This is a genomic window from Paractinoplanes aksuensis (assembly GCF_024137025.1).
In the GTDB taxonomy this organism is placed as follows: domain Bacteria; phylum Actinomycetota; class Actinomycetes; order Mycobacteriales; family Micromonosporaceae; genus Actinoplanes; species Actinoplanes aksuensis.
Map to the genome: position 1 here is coordinate 524853 of NZ_JAMYJR010000003.1, position 17054 is coordinate 541906.

Consider the following 17054-nt stretch of genomic DNA (forward strand, 5'->3'; position numbering starts at 1 on the left):
GGGGCCGGGACGGGCGCCGATCACGTAATCGCTACCAGCGCAGGTAGTTGTCCTGCGTCTGGGCGTTGAAGACGTCCGTGCGGAAGAACTTCGCGATGTTCGTGCGGTAGTCCTTGAGCTCGAGCACGTCGACGCCCTTGGTGATGTCGTTGGAGTAGATGTAGCCGTTGTACCAGTACGCGGACCAGGAGCCGCCGCCGGTCAGGGTGTCGAGGGAGAGCGGGCCGCGCTCCCAGTAGGCGATCTCTTTCGGCTTGCGGCTGTCGGTGAAGTCCCAGACCGAGATGCCGCCGAGGTACCAGGCCTGGACCATGATGTCGCGGCCGGGAACGGGGATCAGCGAGCCGTTGTGGGCCACGCAGACCTCGGTGTCGGCGTTGTATCGCGGGATCTTGAAGTAGCTGCGGAAGGCCAGCTTGCGCTTGTTGCCCTGACCGACGATGTCGTAGATGGCGTCGGCGCCGCGGTTCGGGCCGACGGTCGCGTTGCAGGTGGCCGCGCCGCCGCCGCCGAGCTCGTCGGTGAAGACGACCTTGGTGCCGTTGTTGTTGAAGGTGGCCGAGTGCCAGAACGCGAAGTTGACCTCGTCGCGGACCGTGTTGATGATCCGGGGCTTGGTCCTGTCCTTGATGTCGAACAGCACGCCGTCACCCATGCAGGCGCCGGCCGCGAGGTCCTTGTCGGCGTACACGGTGATGTCGTGGCAGCCCGACGTGGCGGTGCCGCGGTCACTGCCGGGGAAGCCGCCGTCCGGGAAGAGGATCGGCGCCGCGATCACCGAGGCCGCCGTGGGGTTGCGCACCGGCACCTTGACGATCGAGATCTTGTCGTGCGGGATCGCGCAGTTCGGCAGGTCGACGCCGGCCAGGTTGTACGACGACACGTACAGGTAGACGTTCTTGTCGCCGCGCTTGCCGGGGACCAGCGTCTGGGTGTGCGAGCCGCAGTCGGTCTTGACCGACTTCAGGTAGCGCGGGGTCAGCGGGTTGCTGATGTCGAAGATCTTGATGCCTTCCCAGCGGTCGCCGGGCACGGCGGTCGTGGAGGCCTCGTTCACGCAGGTGTCGTTCGTGCGCTGCGAGTCGGTGCCGAGGAAGAGCAGGTTCCCGGTGACCGAGATGTCGTTCTGGGACCCGGGGCAGAGCACCTCGGCCGCCACCTTGGGCGCCTTCGGGTTCTTGATGTCGTAGACGTAGAACCCGTTGTAGTTGCCGCCGTAGGCGTAGCGTCCCTGGAAGGCCCAGTCCGTGTTGGTGCCGGTCAGCGGGCCGGACTTGTCGAGGTGAGCAACCTGCTTGAGGTTCGGGCTGCTGACGATCTCGTCGATGCCCGGTATCGTGTTGCCACCGACGGGCGTCTGCGCCGCGCTGCTCCCCGGAGCTGTCAGCAGGCCGACGACCAGTGCGAAGGCACTGACGGCGGCCAGGCGCTTGAGCATCCGCCCTCGTGGGGCAGTGTGCTTCATGGATCTCCCCTCGTTGACGCATCAGGCGGCGAGGTGGCGCAGCACGATGCGTATTCAGCTTTGTCGTTACAGTAGTGGCCGTACAACGGTGCGCAAGCATCTTTCGGTATCGATACCAGGAGGCTCGGTGGGTCGAGTCAGGACATCGACGCTCATAGCGGCCGTCGTCGTGCTGGCCGGGGCCGTGACCCTGGCCGTGGCGGCCAACATGGGCTCCGGCGGTTCGGCTGCGGCGCCCCGCCCGAGCGCCAGCGCGGCCCCGCCGCACCGGGTCGTGCTGCCCGGCGCGCCCGGCGATGACGCCGTCGTTACCGACTCGCACAGCGTCAAGGCGCCGGACGGGTCCACCTACAACGCCATCGACACCGCGTTCGTACAAATGATGATCGTTCATCACGAGCAGGCGATCGAAATGGCCGAACTCGCGCCCGATCGGGCGGCCAACGAGCGTCTGGCCGGGCTGGCCGACCGGATCGGCACGGCCCAACCCTTCGAGATCAACTTCTTGCGTACGTGGCTGAAGGAAAGACGTCTGGCCGAGAGCGACCCCAAGCATGATCACGGGTCGATGCCGGGCATGCAGACCGACGCCGACATGGCCGCCCTGGCCGCCGCCACCGGCGCCGCGTTCGACAGCAAGTTCGCCGCGATGATGACCGACCACCACCGCGGCGCGCAGCGCATGGCGGCCGACGTGATCCAGGGCGGCAGCGACGAGAAGCTGCGCGAGGTGGCCAACGAGATGGCCGTGGAACAGGGAAGTGAGATCCGCCGCCTGGCGCAAGTGACCGCCGGGTAACGTGTCGCCATGCGTACGGCATTGACCGACCTGCTCGGTGTCGAGCACCCCATCGTCGGCTTCAACCGGTCCCCCGCCGTCGTCGCGGCGGTCACCAACGCGGGCGGCTTCGGCGTGCTCGCGGCCTCCGTCTACGGCCCCGAAGAGCTCGACGCCCAGCTGACCTGGATCGAGGAACAGGTCCAGGGCAAGCCGTACGGGGTCGACCTGCTGGTCCCCGAGAAGTTCGTGCCCGGCGACCCGGCCGACCTGGTGGCCAGCATGCGGGCCCAGATCCCCGCGGAGCACTTCGCGTTCGTGCGCGGGCTGCTCGAGAAGTACGACATCCCGCCCGCCCCGACCGTCGACCACCAGCAGGTCGCCGCCTCGCTGACCACGCCGGGCGCGATCGCGCTGCTCGACACGGCGTTCAAGCACCGCATCGCGCTGATCGCCAGCGCCCTCGGCACCCCGCCGCCCGAGCTGGTGGCGCGGGCCAAAGAGCTCGGGGTGGTGACGGCGGCCCTGGTCGGGCAGGCCCGGCACGCCGAGCGGCAGATCGCGGCCGGGGTCGACGTGCTGGTCGCGCAGGGCACCGAGGCCGGCGGGCACACCGGCACGATCGCCACGACCGTGCTCACCCCCGAGATCGTCGACATCGCCGGCGAGCGGCCCGTGCTGGCCGCGGGCGGCATCGCGGACGGGCGGCAGATGGCGGCGGCGCTGGCGCTGGGCGCGGCCGGCGTGTGGTGCGGCTCGGTCTGGCTCTCGAGCGCCGAGGACGTGGCGGTGCAGGCCATCAAGAACAAGTTCCTGGCCGCGAGCTCGGCCGACACGCTGCGCTCGCCCACCCGTACCGGGAAACCGGCCCGGCAGCTGCGAACGGCCTGGCACGACGAGTGGGCCGCGCCGGGCAGCCCCGACCCGTTGCCGTTGCCCCTGCAGCCGATGCTGGTCGACGAGGCCTGGCAGCGGATCGACGCGGCGGCCGAGGCCGGGCACGAGGGCGCGCTGAAACTCGAGTCGTTCTTCGTCGGGCAGGTCGTGGGGTCGTTCCGTGACATCCGCCCGGCCGGCGAGATCACGAGCACGATGGCAGCCGAGTGCGCGGCCCGCATCCGCGAGCTCGCCGGGCGTCTCTGATGATCGATTCCCGTACGCCGGTGCTGGTCGGCGTGGGTCAGGTGTCGGAGCGGCTCGACGCCGAGGGCTATCAGGCGCGCTCGCCGGTCGACCTGGCCGCCGACGCCGCGCGGGCCGCCCTGGCCGACGCCGGGGTGGCCGCGGCGGCGGTCGACACGGTGGCCGGCGTGCCGCAGTTCGAGATCTCGCTGCCGTGGGCCACGCCGTTGCTGGGCTGCTCGGACAACTTCCCGCGCTCGGTGGCCGGGCGGATCGGGGCCGAGCCGCGCCGGGCGGTGCTCGAGGTCGGCGGCGGGCAGGCCCCGCAGCACCTGGTCAACGAGTTCGCGGCGACGATCGCGGCCGGCGACGCCGACGTGGTGCTGCTGTTCGGCTCCGAGGCGATCTCGACCATCGCCGCGCTGGCCACGACGGACTCGCCGCCCGACTTCACCGAGAGCCCGGGCGGGTCGCTCGAGGCGCGCGGTTCCGGGCTCGACGGGATCGTGTCGATGCACCATGTGGCGCACGGGTTGTCGGACACGCCGTCGCAGTACGCGCTCATCGAGAACGCGCGGCGGGCCCGGCTGAAAATGTCGCGGGCCGAATACGCGACGGCCATCGGAGAATTGTTCTCGCCGTTCACGACCGTGGCGGCGGCCAATCCGCACGCGGCGGCGCCGGTGGTCCGCGACGCCGCTTCGCTGGTGACGCCGAGTGCGGCCAACCGGCCGATCGCCGATCCGTACACGCGTTATGTGGTGGCGCGCGACAAGGTGAATCAGGGTGCGGCGGTTCTGCTGATGTCGGCCGAGGCGGCGCGGCGGCACGGCGTACCGGAAAGCAGTTGGGTCTTTCTGGCCGGGCACGCGGATCTGCGCGAGCGGAATCTGCTGGAGCGAGCCGAATACGGCCATTCCCCGGCGGCCGCTCGGGCGGCGCAGCACGCGCTGGAATCCGTCTCGCCGGCGGAGGTGACCTTCTTCGATCTCTACAGCTGTTTCGCGGCGCCTGTGTTCATCGTGGCCGAGGCGCTGGGCCTGGCCACCGACGACCCGCGCGGGCTGACCGTCACCGGTGGGCTGCCGTTCTTCGGCGGGCCGGGCAACAACTATTCGATGCACGCCATCGCCTCGATGGTCGAAAGGGTGCGGTCGGCCCCCGGGAGGTACGGATTCGTCGGGGCCAACGGCGGCATCATGAGCAAACACTCGACGGGCGTTTACACCACCGTTCCGTACGCCTTCCAGCCGTCCCGCAGCGAGCGGATCCAAGCCGAGCTGGACGCGGTGCCCGCCCCCGCCGAAGCGCTGACGGCCGACGGCAATGCGGTCATCGAGTCGTACACGGTGAAGCATTTGCGCGACGGTATGCGGGAAGGCATTGTGCTCGGTCGCCTCGAATCCGACGGCCGCCGTTTCGTCGCCCGCGCCAATGCCGTCCTCGACCTGCTCACCGAAGGCGAACCCATCGGCGAACGGGTAACGGTCCGGTCCACGGACGACGGAAACGCTATTGTGCCTCGGTGACCGCGCCGCTGAGGTTGACCGTCATCGCACTGGTGGTGTTGGTGTGTGGTCTCGCCGGGCTGGGTTTCTCCCTGTTGGCGAGCCCCTATGACAACCCTGACACCGACTCGGGCGGCTGGTTCTTCGTGTTCCTATCCGTCGCCGTGGCCGGGCTGACCGTGGGCACGCTGCGCGGCAGCTTCCGGGCCTGGCTGGCCGTGTGCATCATCGCGGCGCTGGTCGTGCTGGTGCCGGCCGCGTTCTGGCTGTCCGAAGCGGTCGACGACCTGGCCGACGCGCCCGAGGACACCATCTAGTTCAGCAGCACAGCCGTCGCCACCACCGAACTCTCGCCCGCGGTCACGGTGGGCGACGTCAGCTCGTACGCCGCTTTCGTCGGCGCCGCCTGCGCCGTGGTGCTGCTGCTCCGGCCGGATACCCGTCAGGCCCTCAGCTCTGGCGCGTTCCGTCGAGGCTCTCGCGGATGATGTCGGCGTGGCCGCCGTGGCGGGCGGTCTCCTCGATCATGTGGAACACCACGTAGCGCACGTTGCACTCGATGATGTCCGGGCGGGCGCAGGGGCTGTCGAGATCCATCGCGGCGACTATGGCCCGTGATTCCTCGATCTGCTCGCGGTAGTACCCGAGCCAGTGGTCCACCGTGTCGCCCTCGTCGACCTGCATGTCGGCGTCGTAGCGATCCGGCATGACAGCAGGCCACTCCCCGGGCAGGTCGCGTCCCGCCACCACGACCTGGAACCAGCGACGCTCCCAGGTCGTGGCATGCTTGATCAGCCCCAGCAGCGACAGCGAGCTCGCGCTCGGCGTCCTGCGCGCCGCCGCATCGTCGAGACCGTCCAGCGTCGCGATCAGCATCTTGCGCTGAGAATCGAGAAAGCCGGCCAAGGCCTCGCGTTCCGAGGTGTACGCGACTCTGGTATCCCGGTATTCGGACATCGGGAGATGTTAATGTACGGCGGGCACCGGTTCAGAACGTTGCGATCGGGTTGACCGGGCTGCCGGAGGTGCCGGCCAGGCGGACCGGGGCCACGGCCAGCTGAAAGTCCCACTGGCCGAGCTCGGTCGCGGTGGTCGTGCACGCTTCGAGGTCGCAGTTGTCGAGCAGCCACAGGCCCATCGCGACCAGGCTCACCGCGTGCACCGGCATCAGGATGCCGTCGTAGCCCGAGGGCTGGACGTCCTGGGGTGTGTCGGCGCCGATCAGCGCGACGCCTCGCTCCCGCAGCCACGGCAGGCTGGACGCATGCCAGCCCGCCTGCGTGATTCCGCCCGACGGCCCGTTCTCGTGGCGGTAGCGGCCGTGGCCGGTCCGTAGCAGCAGCGCGTCGCCGGATCGCACCTGGACGCCCTGGCGCCGCTCAGCCTCCTCGAGATCGTCGGGGGACACGCCCTGCCCGGGCTCGAGCCACGGCACCCCGCGAGCCGCCGCGACGTCGAGCAGCACACCCCGCGTGACAATTCCGTTGGCCGCCGCGGTGACGGCTCCCCAGGCCGAACCCGTCTCGGGGTCGACCAGCGCGGCCGAGCGCCCGTTGTACATGCGCCCGTCCCAGAAGAGGTGGCACGGCGAGTCGAGGTGCGTGATCGTGTTGCCGTGGAACGAGAGGCCGATGCGTTCCGACGAGAAGCCCCAGCGCCGGTCGGCGTGAAAGGCGGCCGGCATGTTCTCGGCGCCCGGCATGTCGGCCGCGCACGGGCACGCCGTGGTCGACCGCTCCATCTCGTCCGGGACGGCCACCTCCCAGGCGCAGGACACGCTTCGGCCGTGGCGAACGGCCCGCGCCGCGGCCAGCCGGACCTCGTCGGTGATGAGGTTCAGCGTGCCGAGCTGGTCGTTGTCACCCCACCGCCCCCAGTTCGACAGCGTCTCGAAGTACCCGAGCACGTCTTGCTCCGTCGACATCGGCCCCTCCGGTTCGTCTCACCGCAGGCAGGCTATCGCCCGGCGTTATTCGGTGGACGGCGCTGGGCCGGGAGGCCGAGACTGGTCGGCTGGTCTCCGGGGCCGGCGACGGAGGGCGTGATGGCTGAGGAGATTCTGCGGCGGCTGCACCGGGGGCTTCGAGAGCGGCGGCTGCCTCAGGACGTGGCGGCGGATCTGGTGGCGCTGGGGGCCCGCGACTGGCTGAGCGCGGCCGGCGTCCGCGACCTGTACGCGATGGTGCGGTACGAGCAGGCCCGGCGCGACGCGGGGACGGCGACGGGCTCGTCGATGCCGAAGACGTGGCGACGGCATCCGGGGCTCGGGCGGGCGTACGCGGCCGCAGTGACGGCCATGGGAGAGGCCGCGCCGGCCGTGGACGCGGATCCGGCGGACCCGGTGGCGTTGGAGGCCTGGGTGCTCGAATCGCTCGCCCGGCTGGGGCTGTCCATGGAGGCGCCGCGGGCGGCTCGGTCCACCGTGCGGCGCAAGCCGATCGCGGTGAAGGGATGGGCGGGTCACACCTACCACGTGCTGCCGACCCCGAAGGGGGCCCGGGGCGAGCGCGGCGGGCACGCGGACGCGCGGGAGCGGATGAGCGCCGACGCCCGTCGCGAGCGGCTGCCGCAGATGTCGGTCCGGGGCTATCGGCGGGCGGTGCGGGCCGTGTTGCACCTGCAGCAGCGCACCGAGGTGCTGGCGGCCGAGCGGGACCGGGAGGCCGCGGTGGCGTTCGGCAAGTCACGGCTGGCCTACCTCGTGCCGGAGGAGGATTTTGTTGCCTGCCCGGCCACGGCGGCATTCACGGCCTACTACGTGGCTCGGCTGAACCTGCGGACGGTGTTCACGTCGGGTAGTCAGACGCGGCCGATGGACACGCTCGGAGAGGAGCTTCTGGCCGCCGCGCTGGCCGCGCCGACCGGCCGGCCCACGGTGCTGGCGTCCGTGCTCACCCGGTGGAAGGTGCTGGACCGGCTGGACGACGCGCAGTGCGGGGAACTGCTCGGGCGTTACTACGAGCACCTGGCCGCGGCGGCGCGGGTGCTGGAGCGGGCTTACGACTACCACCGGGACCCGACCGAGATGATCATGAGGATGGGCGACGACTCGTCGAGCTGGAACGCGGCCTCGCGGGCGTTCAACCAGGCCCGTACGGGATGGCTGAACCTGACCCGCGGGCTGGGCTACGACGACGTGGTCGAGGCCAGTTGCCCGGGCAAGGTGCCGGCGCTGGTGGCCGCCGACGTGGCCGCCTGGCACCGGCTGGAAGGGCGGGAGCAGCACGTCGACGTCCGGGTCTGGGCCCGCCTGCCGCTGCCGTGGGACGTGGTGCTCGGCGACGAGGAATGCCCGGCCGACCTGGTGCGCCAGGTGTGCGGCCGGCACGGCATCGACGCCGAGGCGGCCGGCTGGACGCAGCCGTACCAGCAGGGTCGTACGGAATTGCCGGCCCCGGCCCCGGACCTGGTGCACGGTGTCACGGTGGCCTCGCCGTTGCTGGCCACGATCCTGCGGCGCGCCGGAGTGTTCTCCGGGCAGAAATAGCGTTGCGCCGCCCGCGCCGATCGGCCAGGCTGGGTCGGCGCGGCGGTAGCTCAGAGAGCTGGAGGAGGCTCCAGCCAGGCAGAGCGGGCGGCTCACGACCTTCCGCCCCGGCCCCGTTTCGACCACGGGTCGCCGCGCGCTTCGGCGGTGGGCCCGGGATTCGCGTCCCGGGCCCAGCCTCAGCCGATCACGAAGGGCTTGCCGACCGGTAGTTCTTTGCCGTCGGCGTCGTAGGCGGTCCAGTCGGACACGTCGGGGAGTTGGCCCGGGGTAACCTTGCCCTCCTTGTACAGGGGGCTGTTCTTGTCGACCTTCTGGTAGACGTCGTCGAAGGTGAACCAGAACAGGACGATGTTCTCGTCCTCGCTCCAGACCGCCGTCTTGGCCGTCACCAGCCGGCCGCGGGACTCGACCGTGATCTTCGCGGCCGGGCCGACGTAGTAGCCGTACATGGGCAGGTCGTAGTAGTCCAGGTTGGACGGCAGGCCGATGGCGTGGAAGCCGGGGCTGCGGTCGGGCGCCACGTCGTCGAACTGGTTGTGGCAGGGAGCCAGCTCGCCCGCCACGTCGGCCGCGCAGGCCCGGACGCCGAACTTGATGTCGGGGTAGGCCGGGTTGTTGTTGCGGAAGGCGGTGACGACGATCTCGCGGTCCTTGCTGCGCAGGCCCGTCGCCACCGGCTGGCCCCATGAGCCGCGGGCGTCGACGGCCGCGGCGGGCCAGGCGCCACCGACCGGCTCGGACCGGGACGTGAGGGGCCACAGGGCCATGGTGGCCGCGACCAGGACGGTGGCGGCGCCCGCGACGAGGGCGAGGCGACGGCGGCGCAGGCGGCGGCCCGCGGTCATGATCTCGTCGAGCGCGGGCGGGCGGCCCTCGTCGGGCTGTTGCAGGGCGGCTCGGAAGGTGTCGAGGTCGGTCATCACGCGGCTCCGTTCGCGGCGAAGTCGGACGGGGTGAGGGTGACGCGCAGCTTGGTCAGCGCGCGCGAGTTCAGGCTCTTGACCGTGCCCACGGCCACGCCCAGCTCGGCCGCCACCTCTTTCTCGCTCAGGTCGAAGTAGTGGCGCAGCACGACGACGGCCCGCTCCCGGTCGGCCAGGGCGGTCAGCCCGGCCAGCAGCCAGCGCTGGTCGGTCACGTCGCCGGCCACGTCCCGGCCGGTCGGACGGTCCGGGACCTGGTCGTGGGCGTCCTCGCGCAGCGGGCGGCGCCACTGGTCCTTGAGGTGGTTGACCATGACCTTGCGGGCGTACGCGTACGGGTCTTGCCGCCGCACCCGGCGCCAGGCCGCATACGTCTTGACCAGCGCCGCTTGCGCCGCATCCTCGGCCTGCTGCTCGTTGCCGGTCAGCAGGAACGCGGCTCGGCGCAACCGATGGAACCCGGCCGCCGCGAACTCTGTGAACTCCGCGTCACCGCGCGCCATCGGGCATCCCTTGTCTTGTCATGAATCCAGGACGCATGAGGCCCGGCAAAGGTTCGCTGGATGGTCAATCGGGCGGGACCAGGCCGGTGCGGACGGCGTGCAGGGCGGCCTGGGTGCGGTCGGCCAGGCCGAGTTTCATGAGGATGCTGGAGACGTGGGTCTTGACCGTCTTTTCCGCCACGACCAGGGCGCGGGCGATCTCGCGGTTGGAGCGGCCCTGGGCGATCAGGGCCAGCACGTCGCGTTCGCGGGCGGTCAGCGCGGGGGTCTCGGCCGGGGCGCCGAGCAGGGTGGCGGCGACGTCGGGCTCGAGCAGCAGGTGGCCGGCGTGCACCGAGCGCACGGCTGCGACCAGGGCCTGCGGGTCGACGTCTTTGGAGAGGTAGCCGCGGGCGCCGGCGCGGACGGCCGGCAGCAGGCGGGCGCGGTCGGTGAAGCTGGTGACGACCAGGCACTTCGTCCGCAGGTTGCGGCGGGCCAGCTCGCGCAGGACGGCCACCCCGTCCAGCCCGGGCAGCACCATGTCGAGCAGCACGACGTCGGGCGCGGTCTGCTCGACCAGTTCGATCGCCGTCGGGCCGTCGGCCGCCTCGCCGGTCACCTCGAGGTCGGGGGCCAGCTCGAGAAAAGTGCGCAGCCCCCGGCGTACGGCGGGATGGTCGTCGACGATCAGCACGCGGATCTCAGTCACCGGGCACCTCGAGCCGCACCACCGTGCCGCGGCCGGGCGCCGACGTGAAGACCGCGTGGCCGCGCACCGAGCAGGCCCGGTCGCGCATCGACCGCAGACCCAGGCTGCGCCCGGCCTTGAGCGTGGCCGCGACGTCGAAGCCGGCGCCGTCGTCGGAGATCTCGAGGCGGACGCCGCACGCCCCGAGCCGGGTCAGCTCGACCCGGATGACCCGGGCGCCGGCGTGGCGCACGGCGTTGTGCAGCGACTCTTGGGCCACGCGTAGCACCACCGCCTGCTGGGCCGGGGACAGCACGGGCGGATCGTGCTCGGCGTACTGCAGCCGGGGGCCGTCGGGGCCGGACGCGCGGTCGAGGATCTGCACCTGTTTGCGCAGCACGTCGGGCAGGCCGTCTTCGTCGAGCCGGGCCGGGCGCAGCTCGAGCACGGCCGCGTGCAGCTCTTCGGCGGCCTCGCGGGCCAGCGCGGTGACCTCGGCCAGGCGGGCCCGGGCGGCGGCCGGATCGCGCTCGATCAGCAGGTCGGCCGCCTGGGCCGTGAGCCGCAGCCCGAACAGGCGCTGGGCGACCGCGTCGTGCAGGTCGTGGGCGATGCGGGCTCGTTCCTCGGCGATGGTCAGCTCGCGGCTGCGCGCGTAGAGCCGGGCGTGGGTGAGCGCGATCGCGGCGTGCGCGGCCAGCACGCGGACCAGCTCTTCGTCGTGCGCGGTGAAGCCGCCGGGCTTGTTGGCCAGATAGAGCGCGCCCAGGATCTCGTCGCCACTCATGATCGGGACGCCCAGGAACGCCTGAAGGATCGGGTGGGCCTGGGGCCACCAGTCGAAGCGGGGGTCGGCCCGGATGTCGTCGAGGCGCTGGATGGCCGGCTCGCGCAGCATCACGGCGAGGAAGCCGTGCTGGCGGGGGAGCGGGCCGATCGCCTCTTGCTGCTCGGGGGAGACGCCCGAGACGAGGAACTGGGCGAACGAGCCGTTGTCGTCGGGGACGCCGAGCGCCGCGTACTCGGCGGCGGCCAGCTCGCGGGCGGTGTCGACGATGGTCTGCAGCACCTCGGGCACGGTGAGCTGGTCGCTGACGGCCAGCACCGCGGCCGAGAGGCGGCGGGCGGTGGTGAGCTGGTCGGCGGCGGTCACGGGCCCACCCTAGCCATGGATGCCGGAACCCGCGTCGGACCACGGTCCTAAGACCATGGTCGGAGGAAAAGTGCAGACCGTGGTCCGACGCGGTGAGCCGTCGAAGCGAGCAATCTCGTCGGCATGACGAACACAGCAGTGATCACCGGAGCCTCCCAGGGGCTCGGCGCCGCCCTCGCCCGGGCCCTGGCCGGCGCCGGGTGGAACCTGGTCATCGACGCCCGTACGGGAAAGGACCTGGAGGTGGTGGCCGGGGAACTCGGCCGGCTGACAACGGTGGTCGCGATCGCCGGCGACGTCGTTGACGACGACCACCGGGCCGAGCTGGCCGAGGCCGCCTCCAAACTGGGCGGGGCCGACTTGCTGGTCAACAACGCGTCTACGCTGGGTGGCAGCCCGCCGCCAGCGCTGGCCGACTTCCCGCTGCCGGCACTGCTCGACACGTTCGAGGTGAACGTGCTGGCCCCGATCGCGCTGACCCAGCTCTTGCTGCCGCAGTTGCGCCTGTCGGGGGCCGGGGCCGTGCTCAACATCAGCTCCGACGCGGCCGTCGAGGCGTACGAGGGCTGGGGCGGTTACGGCGCCGCCAAGGCCGCCCTCGACCACGCGAGCGCCGTGCTGGCCAAGGAGGAGCCGGGCCTGCGGGTGTGGTCGGTGGATCCGGGCGACCTGCGCACCCGATTGCAGCAGCAGGCCTTCCCGGGTGAGGACATCTCCGACCGGCCGCTGCCGGAAAAGGTCGTGCCGTGGTTCGTGAAGCTGCTCGACGAACGCCCGGCCTCGGGAAGGTACGTGGCCCGATGACGGTCGTCGACTTCGAGCTGCCGACCGGGCTCGAGGCGCGCGAGCCGGTCGAGGCCCGCGGCCTGACCCGCGACGGCGTGCGGCTCATGGTGAGCCGGGGCACCGAGGTCAGCCACCACCGCTTCACCGAGCTGCCGCGCCTGCTCACCCCGGGCGACCTGCTCGTGGTCAACAACTCGGCCACGCTGCCGTCGGCCGTCGACGCCGACGGCGTCCGGGTGCACGTCTCGACCGAACAGGCCGACGGCACCTGGCTGGTGGAACTGCGCGACAGCACCCCGCGGCCCGGCCGGCGGCTGGCCGTGCCGGGTGGCGAGCTCGTCCTGGTGCGCCCGTTCACCGGCCGGCTGTGGGTGGCCAGGGCCGAGGTCGGGCAGAGCCGCGCCGCCTTCCTGACCCGGCACGGGTGGCCCATCCGCTACAGCTACACCGACCAGGACTGGCCGCTCGAGGTCTATCAAAACGCGTACGCGACCGAGCCCGGCAGTGCCGAGATGCCGAGCGCGGGCCGCCCGCTGACCGGGCGGGTGCTGGCCGAGCTGGTCGGCCGCGGCGTGCTGGTCGCGCCGGTCACGCTGCACACCGGCGTGGCCTCGTTCGAGGTGGACGAGCCGCCCTACCCGGAGTGGTACCACGTGCCGGCGCCGACGGCCCGCCTGGTCGACCACGTGCGGGCGTCCGGCCACCGGGTGATCGCGGTCGGCACGACGGTGGTGCGGGCGCTCGAGTCGGCGGTGACCGGGCCCCCGTGCGGCTGGACGTCGCTGGTCATCGAGCCCGACCACGTCGTGCAGGCGGTCGACGGCCTGCTGACCGGCCTGCACGAGCCGCGCGCATCACACCTCAAGATGCTGACCGCGGTGGCCGGCGAGGACGCGTTGCGGGCGGCCTACGCCGAGGCGCTGCGCGAACGCTACCGCTGGCACGAGTTCGGCGACGTCCACCTATTGCTGCCGCCGACGGCGTGAGTGCGCCATGTCGTCTGTGCGCCAGCTTCAAGTGATTGGTTGTGCAACAGGCTGGGACGAGGCTCATCGATCATCGTCTTATCGAGGGAGATGAACCTTGTCTCTGCACAATCCACGCCGGCGGCGCGGTGCGGCCACCCTTGCCGTGAGCGCGCTGCTGGCGGCGTCCGCCGTCTCGGCGCTGACCCGGCCCGCGGCTGCCGCGCCCGCTGAAGAAGCCCGGGCGGCCACCGTCACCTTGATCACGGGGGACAAGGTGACGGTCGGCCCGGGCGCGCTGCGGGTCGAGCGGCCGGACGGCACGGCCACCGGTTACACCCGGCGGGTCGAGGGTGAGGCCACCTACGTCTACCCCGACGAGGCCCTGCCGCTGATCGCCCAGGGCCGGCTCGACCGCCGCCTGTTCAACGTGACCGGCTTGATCGCCGATGGCTACGACGACGCGCACACGAGCGCCCTGCCGCTGATCGTCCGTTACCGCGCGGGCACTCCGGCCGCGCGGCAGCAGCTGCCGGGCGGCGCGGTCACCCGCACGCTGGACAGCCTCGATGCGGCTGCCGTGACGCGCAACCGGGCTCAGGCCGTTCCCTTCTGGGGCGCGCTCAAGGGTTCCGCGGTCGACCACGTCTGGCTCGACGGCAAGGTGGAGGCCGAGCTGGCCGAGTCGACCGCCCAGGTCGGCGCGCCGCGTCTGTGGGGCGAGGGCGCGGAGGGCAAAGACGTCGACGTCGCCGTCCTCGACAGCGGCATCGACGCCGAGCACCCCGACCTGGCCGACCGGATCGAGGCGTCCGCCTCCTTCGTGCCGACCGACGAGGACGCGACCGACTTCTACGGGCACGGCACTCACGTCGCCTCGACGATTGCCGGCACCGGCGCCGCCAGCGACGGCCTCGAGCGCGGGGTCGCGCCCGGCGCCCGCCTGCACGTGGGCAAGGTGCTCGACGGCGACGGCCGGGGCCAGGAGTCGTGGATCATCGCGGGCATGGAATGGGCGGCCCGCGAGCAGCGCAGCCGCATCGTCAGCATGAGCCTGGGCGGTCCGGGCGGCGACGGCAGCGAGCCGATGAGCGCCGCCGTCGACGCGCTCAGCGCCGAGACCGGCACCCTGTTCGTCATCGCGGCCGGCAACAGCGGCCCGGCCGACATCAGCTCGCCCGGCAGCGCCGACGCCGCGCTCACGGTCGGCGCGGTCGACGCCGACGACCAGCTGGCCGAGTTCTCCAGCACCGGGCCCCGGCACGGCGACGGCGGCCTCAAGCCCGAGATCACCGCGCCCGGCGTCGACATCCTGGCCGCCCGCTCGCACTACGTGCGCGGTTCCGGCTTCTACCAGACGATGAGTGGCACCTCGATGGCCACGCCGCACGTCGCGGGCGCGGCCGCGCTGGTCGCGGCGGCCCACCCGGACTGGTCGGGCGAGCGCATCAAGCAGGCGCTCGTGGGCACGGCCCGGCCCACCCCGCAGTACACGGCGTACCAGGCCGGCGCGGGTCGCCTCGACGCCTACGCCGCCGCGCACGCCACCGTGTTCGGCACGGTCAGCGCGTACTCGGGTTTCTTCCCGTACGGCAGCACGCCCACCGCCGAGGACCAGACACTCACCTACACGAACGACGGCGACGCCCCGGTCACGTTGAAGCTCGCGGTGCAGGCCGAGCCGGCCGGCGCGTTCAGCCTCGACAAGACCACCGTCACGGTCGCCGCGCACGGGTCGGCCACCGCTGCCCTGAGGGCGAAGCCCGACCTGGTCCCGGTCGACCGGCCGGTCAGCGGTTTCGTGCGGGCGACCGACGAGAGCGGCGTCGAGCGGACCCGCACGCTCATCGGCCTGAGCCGCGAGGGCGAGCGCCACAACCTGACCGTGGCCGTCAAGGACCGCGACGGCAAACCGGTCAGCGGCAAGGTCCTGTTCACCGACGAGCACCTGTTCGGCGCGCTCGAACTCGACGCCGAGGGCCGCGGAACCGTGCGGCTGCCGGTCGGCACGTACACCGGCTGGACCGATGTCGACGTGCGCGGGGTGAGCGGCCCACGCTCCAAGGGTCAGGCCCTGCTGACGTTCACCGACGTCAAGCTCGACCGCGACCGCACGGTCACCCTGGACGCGCGCCAGGCCCGCCGGATCACGGCCCGGGTCCCGCAGCCGACCACGCCCACAGCCGTGCGGGTGGACGTGCACCGGGGCTGGCCCAACGCGTTCACCGAGAGCTCGCGGCTGCCCGACGAGTCGTACGACAGCTCGTGGGCCCTGCCCACCGGCCGCAAGGTCACCAACGGCACGTTCGAGTTCGGCGCCCGTTTCCGCCTCGAACAGCCCGCGCTCACCGTCCACGGCCACGACAACGTGCTGGTTCAGCGGTCCGAGCCGCCGCTGGCGAAGGGCCGCCACACGCTGACGGTCGGCACCCAGCCGCGGCGCGGCCAGGCGCTGGTCGTGCGCGACAACGGCGACATCGCCGGGCAGGCCGCGGCGGCCGCGCGGGCCGGGGTCAAGCTGCTGCTGGTGGTCAACACGGGCACCGGGCGGCTGCACCCGTGGCCCGACGAGGTGCTGTTCGGCCCCGACCAGCCCGCGCCGGTCACTGTGGTCACGCTGGGCGCCGACGAGGGTGAGGCTCTGCTGCGCCGACCGGGCCGGATCACGATCACTTCCAACCCCACCACCGACTACCTGTACGACGTGGTGCACCACTGGACGGGGGCGGTGCCCGCCGACCCGACGTTCCGGTCGGGCCCGGCCGACCTGGCCCGGGTGAACGTCGCGTTCCAGCACCACCGGCCGGGCAAGGCCCTCGAGTTCCGCGCCGACGCCTGGCACGGCTTCGTGGTCGGCAACCAGGTGCCGGCCACCGCCCAGGGCACCCGCACCGACTGGGTCACCGCGGGCGCCACCTGGTACGACGACGCGTTCCTGCCGAGCGAGATGGGCCAGCACCGGCTGGAGCCGTTCACCCCGCGGGCCGGGCGCACCAGCGACGAGACGTGGTTCGGCCCGATCCTGCGGCCGCGGCAGGGCCCGGGTCATCTGCCGGTGCGCTATCTCGACGGCCTCTACCTGCCCGTTCCCGGGTGGGGCGGCGCGGGCCGGGGTTACGCCGGCGAGACCGGGGGCAGCAACTTCGCCGTCTCCAACCGGGCCGAACTCTATCGCGGCGACGAGCTGCTGAACTGGGGCAACGCCGAGTTCCTGCCGGTCACCGGCCTGCCCGCGGGCCGGGAGCCCTACCGGGTGGTGCTCGACAACAACCGGGCCGCCTGGACCGGGCCGTACTCGACCCGCACGCACACCGAGTGGACCTTCACATCGGCCGCCAGTGGTGACGAGAACGCGGTGGTCGTGCCGATGATCCAGCTCGACTACGTGGTCGCGCTCGACAGGGCGGGCCGGGCCGCCCGGGACGCCCGGCTGACGGTCACCGCGTCGCAGCTGCCGGGCGTCACGGCCAAGGTCGGGAAGGCCGAGGTCGAGGTCTCGTACGACGACGGGCGGACGTGGCAGCGGGGCAGCACCCTGCGGGCGCCGCGCTCGGCCTCGTTCGTGTCGCTGCGGGTCTCCGCCCGCGACAACGCCGGCAACACGGTGAAGCAGGAGCTCACGCGGGCCTTCGGGCTGCGCTGAGGCGTGGGGGTCCCGGGCCGCCACCCGGGGCCCCTATGCGCCCGCTCA

Annotated in this window: 15 protein-coding genes; 8 read left to right on the forward strand and 7 right to left on the reverse strand. The window is 72.1% G+C overall.

Annotation, left to right across the window (positions count from 1 at the left end):
• Nucleotides 1-31: 31 nt before the first annotated feature.
• Nucleotides 32-1465 carry an LVIVD repeat-containing protein gene (locus tag M1L60_RS06830; protein ID WP_253236422.1) on the reverse strand — a complete coding sequence of 478 codons (1434 nt, stop codon included), beginning with the start codon at nucleotides 1463-1465 and terminating at the stop codon, nucleotides 32-34.
• A 127-nt stretch (nucleotides 1466-1592) separates the two neighbouring features.
• Between M1L60_RS06830 and M1L60_RS06835 the strand changes: the two genes are divergently transcribed.
• The 4 genes from M1L60_RS06835 to M1L60_RS06850 are packed head-to-tail and all read left to right on the forward strand — an operon-like array spanning nucleotide 1593 to nucleotide 5190.
• Nucleotides 1593-2264 (forward strand): DUF305 domain-containing protein, encoded by a 672-nt coding sequence (locus M1L60_RS06835; protein WP_253236423.1) that lies wholly within the window; start codon nucleotides 1593-1595, stop codon nucleotides 2262-2264.
• A 9-nt stretch (nucleotides 2265-2273) separates the two neighbouring features.
• A complete protein-coding gene (locus tag M1L60_RS06840) occupies nucleotides 2274-3386 on the forward strand; it encodes an NAD(P)H-dependent flavin oxidoreductase (RefSeq protein ID WP_253236424.1) in 1113 nt (370 codons plus the stop codon).
• Complete coding sequence (locus M1L60_RS06845) at nucleotides 3386-4894, forward strand: acetyl-CoA acetyltransferase (protein ID WP_253236425.1); 1509 nt, start codon at nucleotides 3386-3388, stop codon at nucleotides 4892-4894. Before M1L60_RS06840 ends, M1L60_RS06845 begins: the two co-directional genes overlap by 1 nt.
• A complete protein-coding gene (locus tag M1L60_RS06850) occupies nucleotides 4891-5190 on the forward strand; it encodes a hypothetical protein (RefSeq protein WP_253236426.1) in 300 nt (99 codons plus the stop codon). Before M1L60_RS06845 ends, M1L60_RS06850 begins: the two co-directional genes overlap by 4 nt.
• Nucleotides 5191-5323: 133 nt before the next feature.
• Here the strand turns inward: M1L60_RS06850 and M1L60_RS06855 are convergent, their stop codons facing one another.
• Nucleotides 5324-5830 carry a DinB family protein gene (locus tag M1L60_RS06855; RefSeq protein ID WP_253236427.1) on the reverse strand — a complete coding sequence of 169 codons (507 nt, stop codon included), beginning with the start codon at nucleotides 5828-5830 and terminating at the stop codon, nucleotides 5324-5326.
• Between the two features lie 31 nt (nucleotides 5831-5861).
• A complete protein-coding gene (locus M1L60_RS06860; protein ID WP_253236428.1) occupies nucleotides 5862-6797 on the reverse strand; it encodes a cyclase family protein in 936 nt (311 codons plus the stop codon).
• Nucleotides 6798-6917: 120 nt separating this feature from the next.
• Between M1L60_RS06860 and M1L60_RS06865 the strand changes: the two genes are divergently transcribed.
• Nucleotides 6918-8360, forward strand: coding sequence for a hypothetical protein (locus M1L60_RS06865; RefSeq protein WP_253236429.1), 1443 nt, complete (start codon nucleotides 6918-6920; stop codon nucleotides 8358-8360).
• Between the two features lie 179 nt (nucleotides 8361-8539).
• Here the strand turns inward: M1L60_RS06865 and M1L60_RS06870 are convergent, their stop codons facing one another.
• From M1L60_RS06870 to M1L60_RS06885, 4 genes are all read right to left on the reverse strand, one after another.
• The gene (locus M1L60_RS06870; protein ID WP_253236430.1) at nucleotides 8540-9283 is read right to left on the reverse strand and encodes a hypothetical protein; all 744 of its coding nucleotides are present in this window, start codon (nucleotides 9281-9283) and stop codon (nucleotides 8540-8542) included.
• On the reverse strand, nucleotides 9283-9789 hold the full coding sequence (locus tag M1L60_RS06875; RefSeq protein ID WP_253236431.1) for a SigE family RNA polymerase sigma factor: 507 nt from the start codon (nucleotides 9787-9789) through the stop codon (nucleotides 9283-9285). Before M1L60_RS06875 ends, M1L60_RS06870 begins: the two co-directional genes overlap by 1 nt.
• A 64-nt stretch (nucleotides 9790-9853) precedes the next feature.
• A complete protein-coding gene (locus tag M1L60_RS06880) occupies nucleotides 9854-10480 on the reverse strand; it encodes a response regulator (RefSeq protein ID WP_253236432.1) in 627 nt (208 codons plus the stop codon).
• Nucleotides 10473-11612 carry a GAF domain-containing sensor histidine kinase gene (locus tag M1L60_RS06885; RefSeq protein WP_253236433.1) on the reverse strand — a complete coding sequence of 380 codons (1140 nt, stop codon included), beginning with the start codon at nucleotides 11610-11612 and terminating at the stop codon, nucleotides 10473-10475. The genes M1L60_RS06880 and M1L60_RS06885 overlap by 8 nt, the downstream gene beginning before the upstream one ends.
• 123 nt (nucleotides 11613-11735) lie before the next feature.
• On the opposite strand from M1L60_RS06885, the gene M1L60_RS06890 reads away from it, so the two are divergent.
• The 3 genes from M1L60_RS06890 (at nucleotide 11736) to M1L60_RS06900 (ending at nucleotide 17006) form a co-directional block, all read left to right on the forward strand.
• Nucleotides 11736-12416, forward strand: coding sequence for an SDR family NAD(P)-dependent oxidoreductase (locus M1L60_RS06890; RefSeq protein WP_253236434.1), 681 nt, complete (start codon nucleotides 11736-11738; stop codon nucleotides 12414-12416).
• Nucleotides 12413-13384: an S-adenosylmethionine:tRNA ribosyltransferase-isomerase gene (locus M1L60_RS06895; RefSeq protein WP_253236435.1), complete on the forward strand. Its 972-nt coding sequence runs from the start codon at nucleotides 12413-12415 to the stop codon at nucleotides 13382-13384. The genes M1L60_RS06890 and M1L60_RS06895 overlap by 4 nt, the downstream gene beginning before the upstream one ends.
• A 97-nt stretch (nucleotides 13385-13481) precedes the next feature.
• On the forward strand, nucleotides 13482-17006 hold the full coding sequence (locus M1L60_RS06900) for a S8 family serine peptidase (protein WP_253236436.1): 3525 nt from the start codon (nucleotides 13482-13484) through the stop codon (nucleotides 17004-17006).
• The last annotated feature ends 48 nt before the right edge of the window (nucleotides 17007-17054 follow it).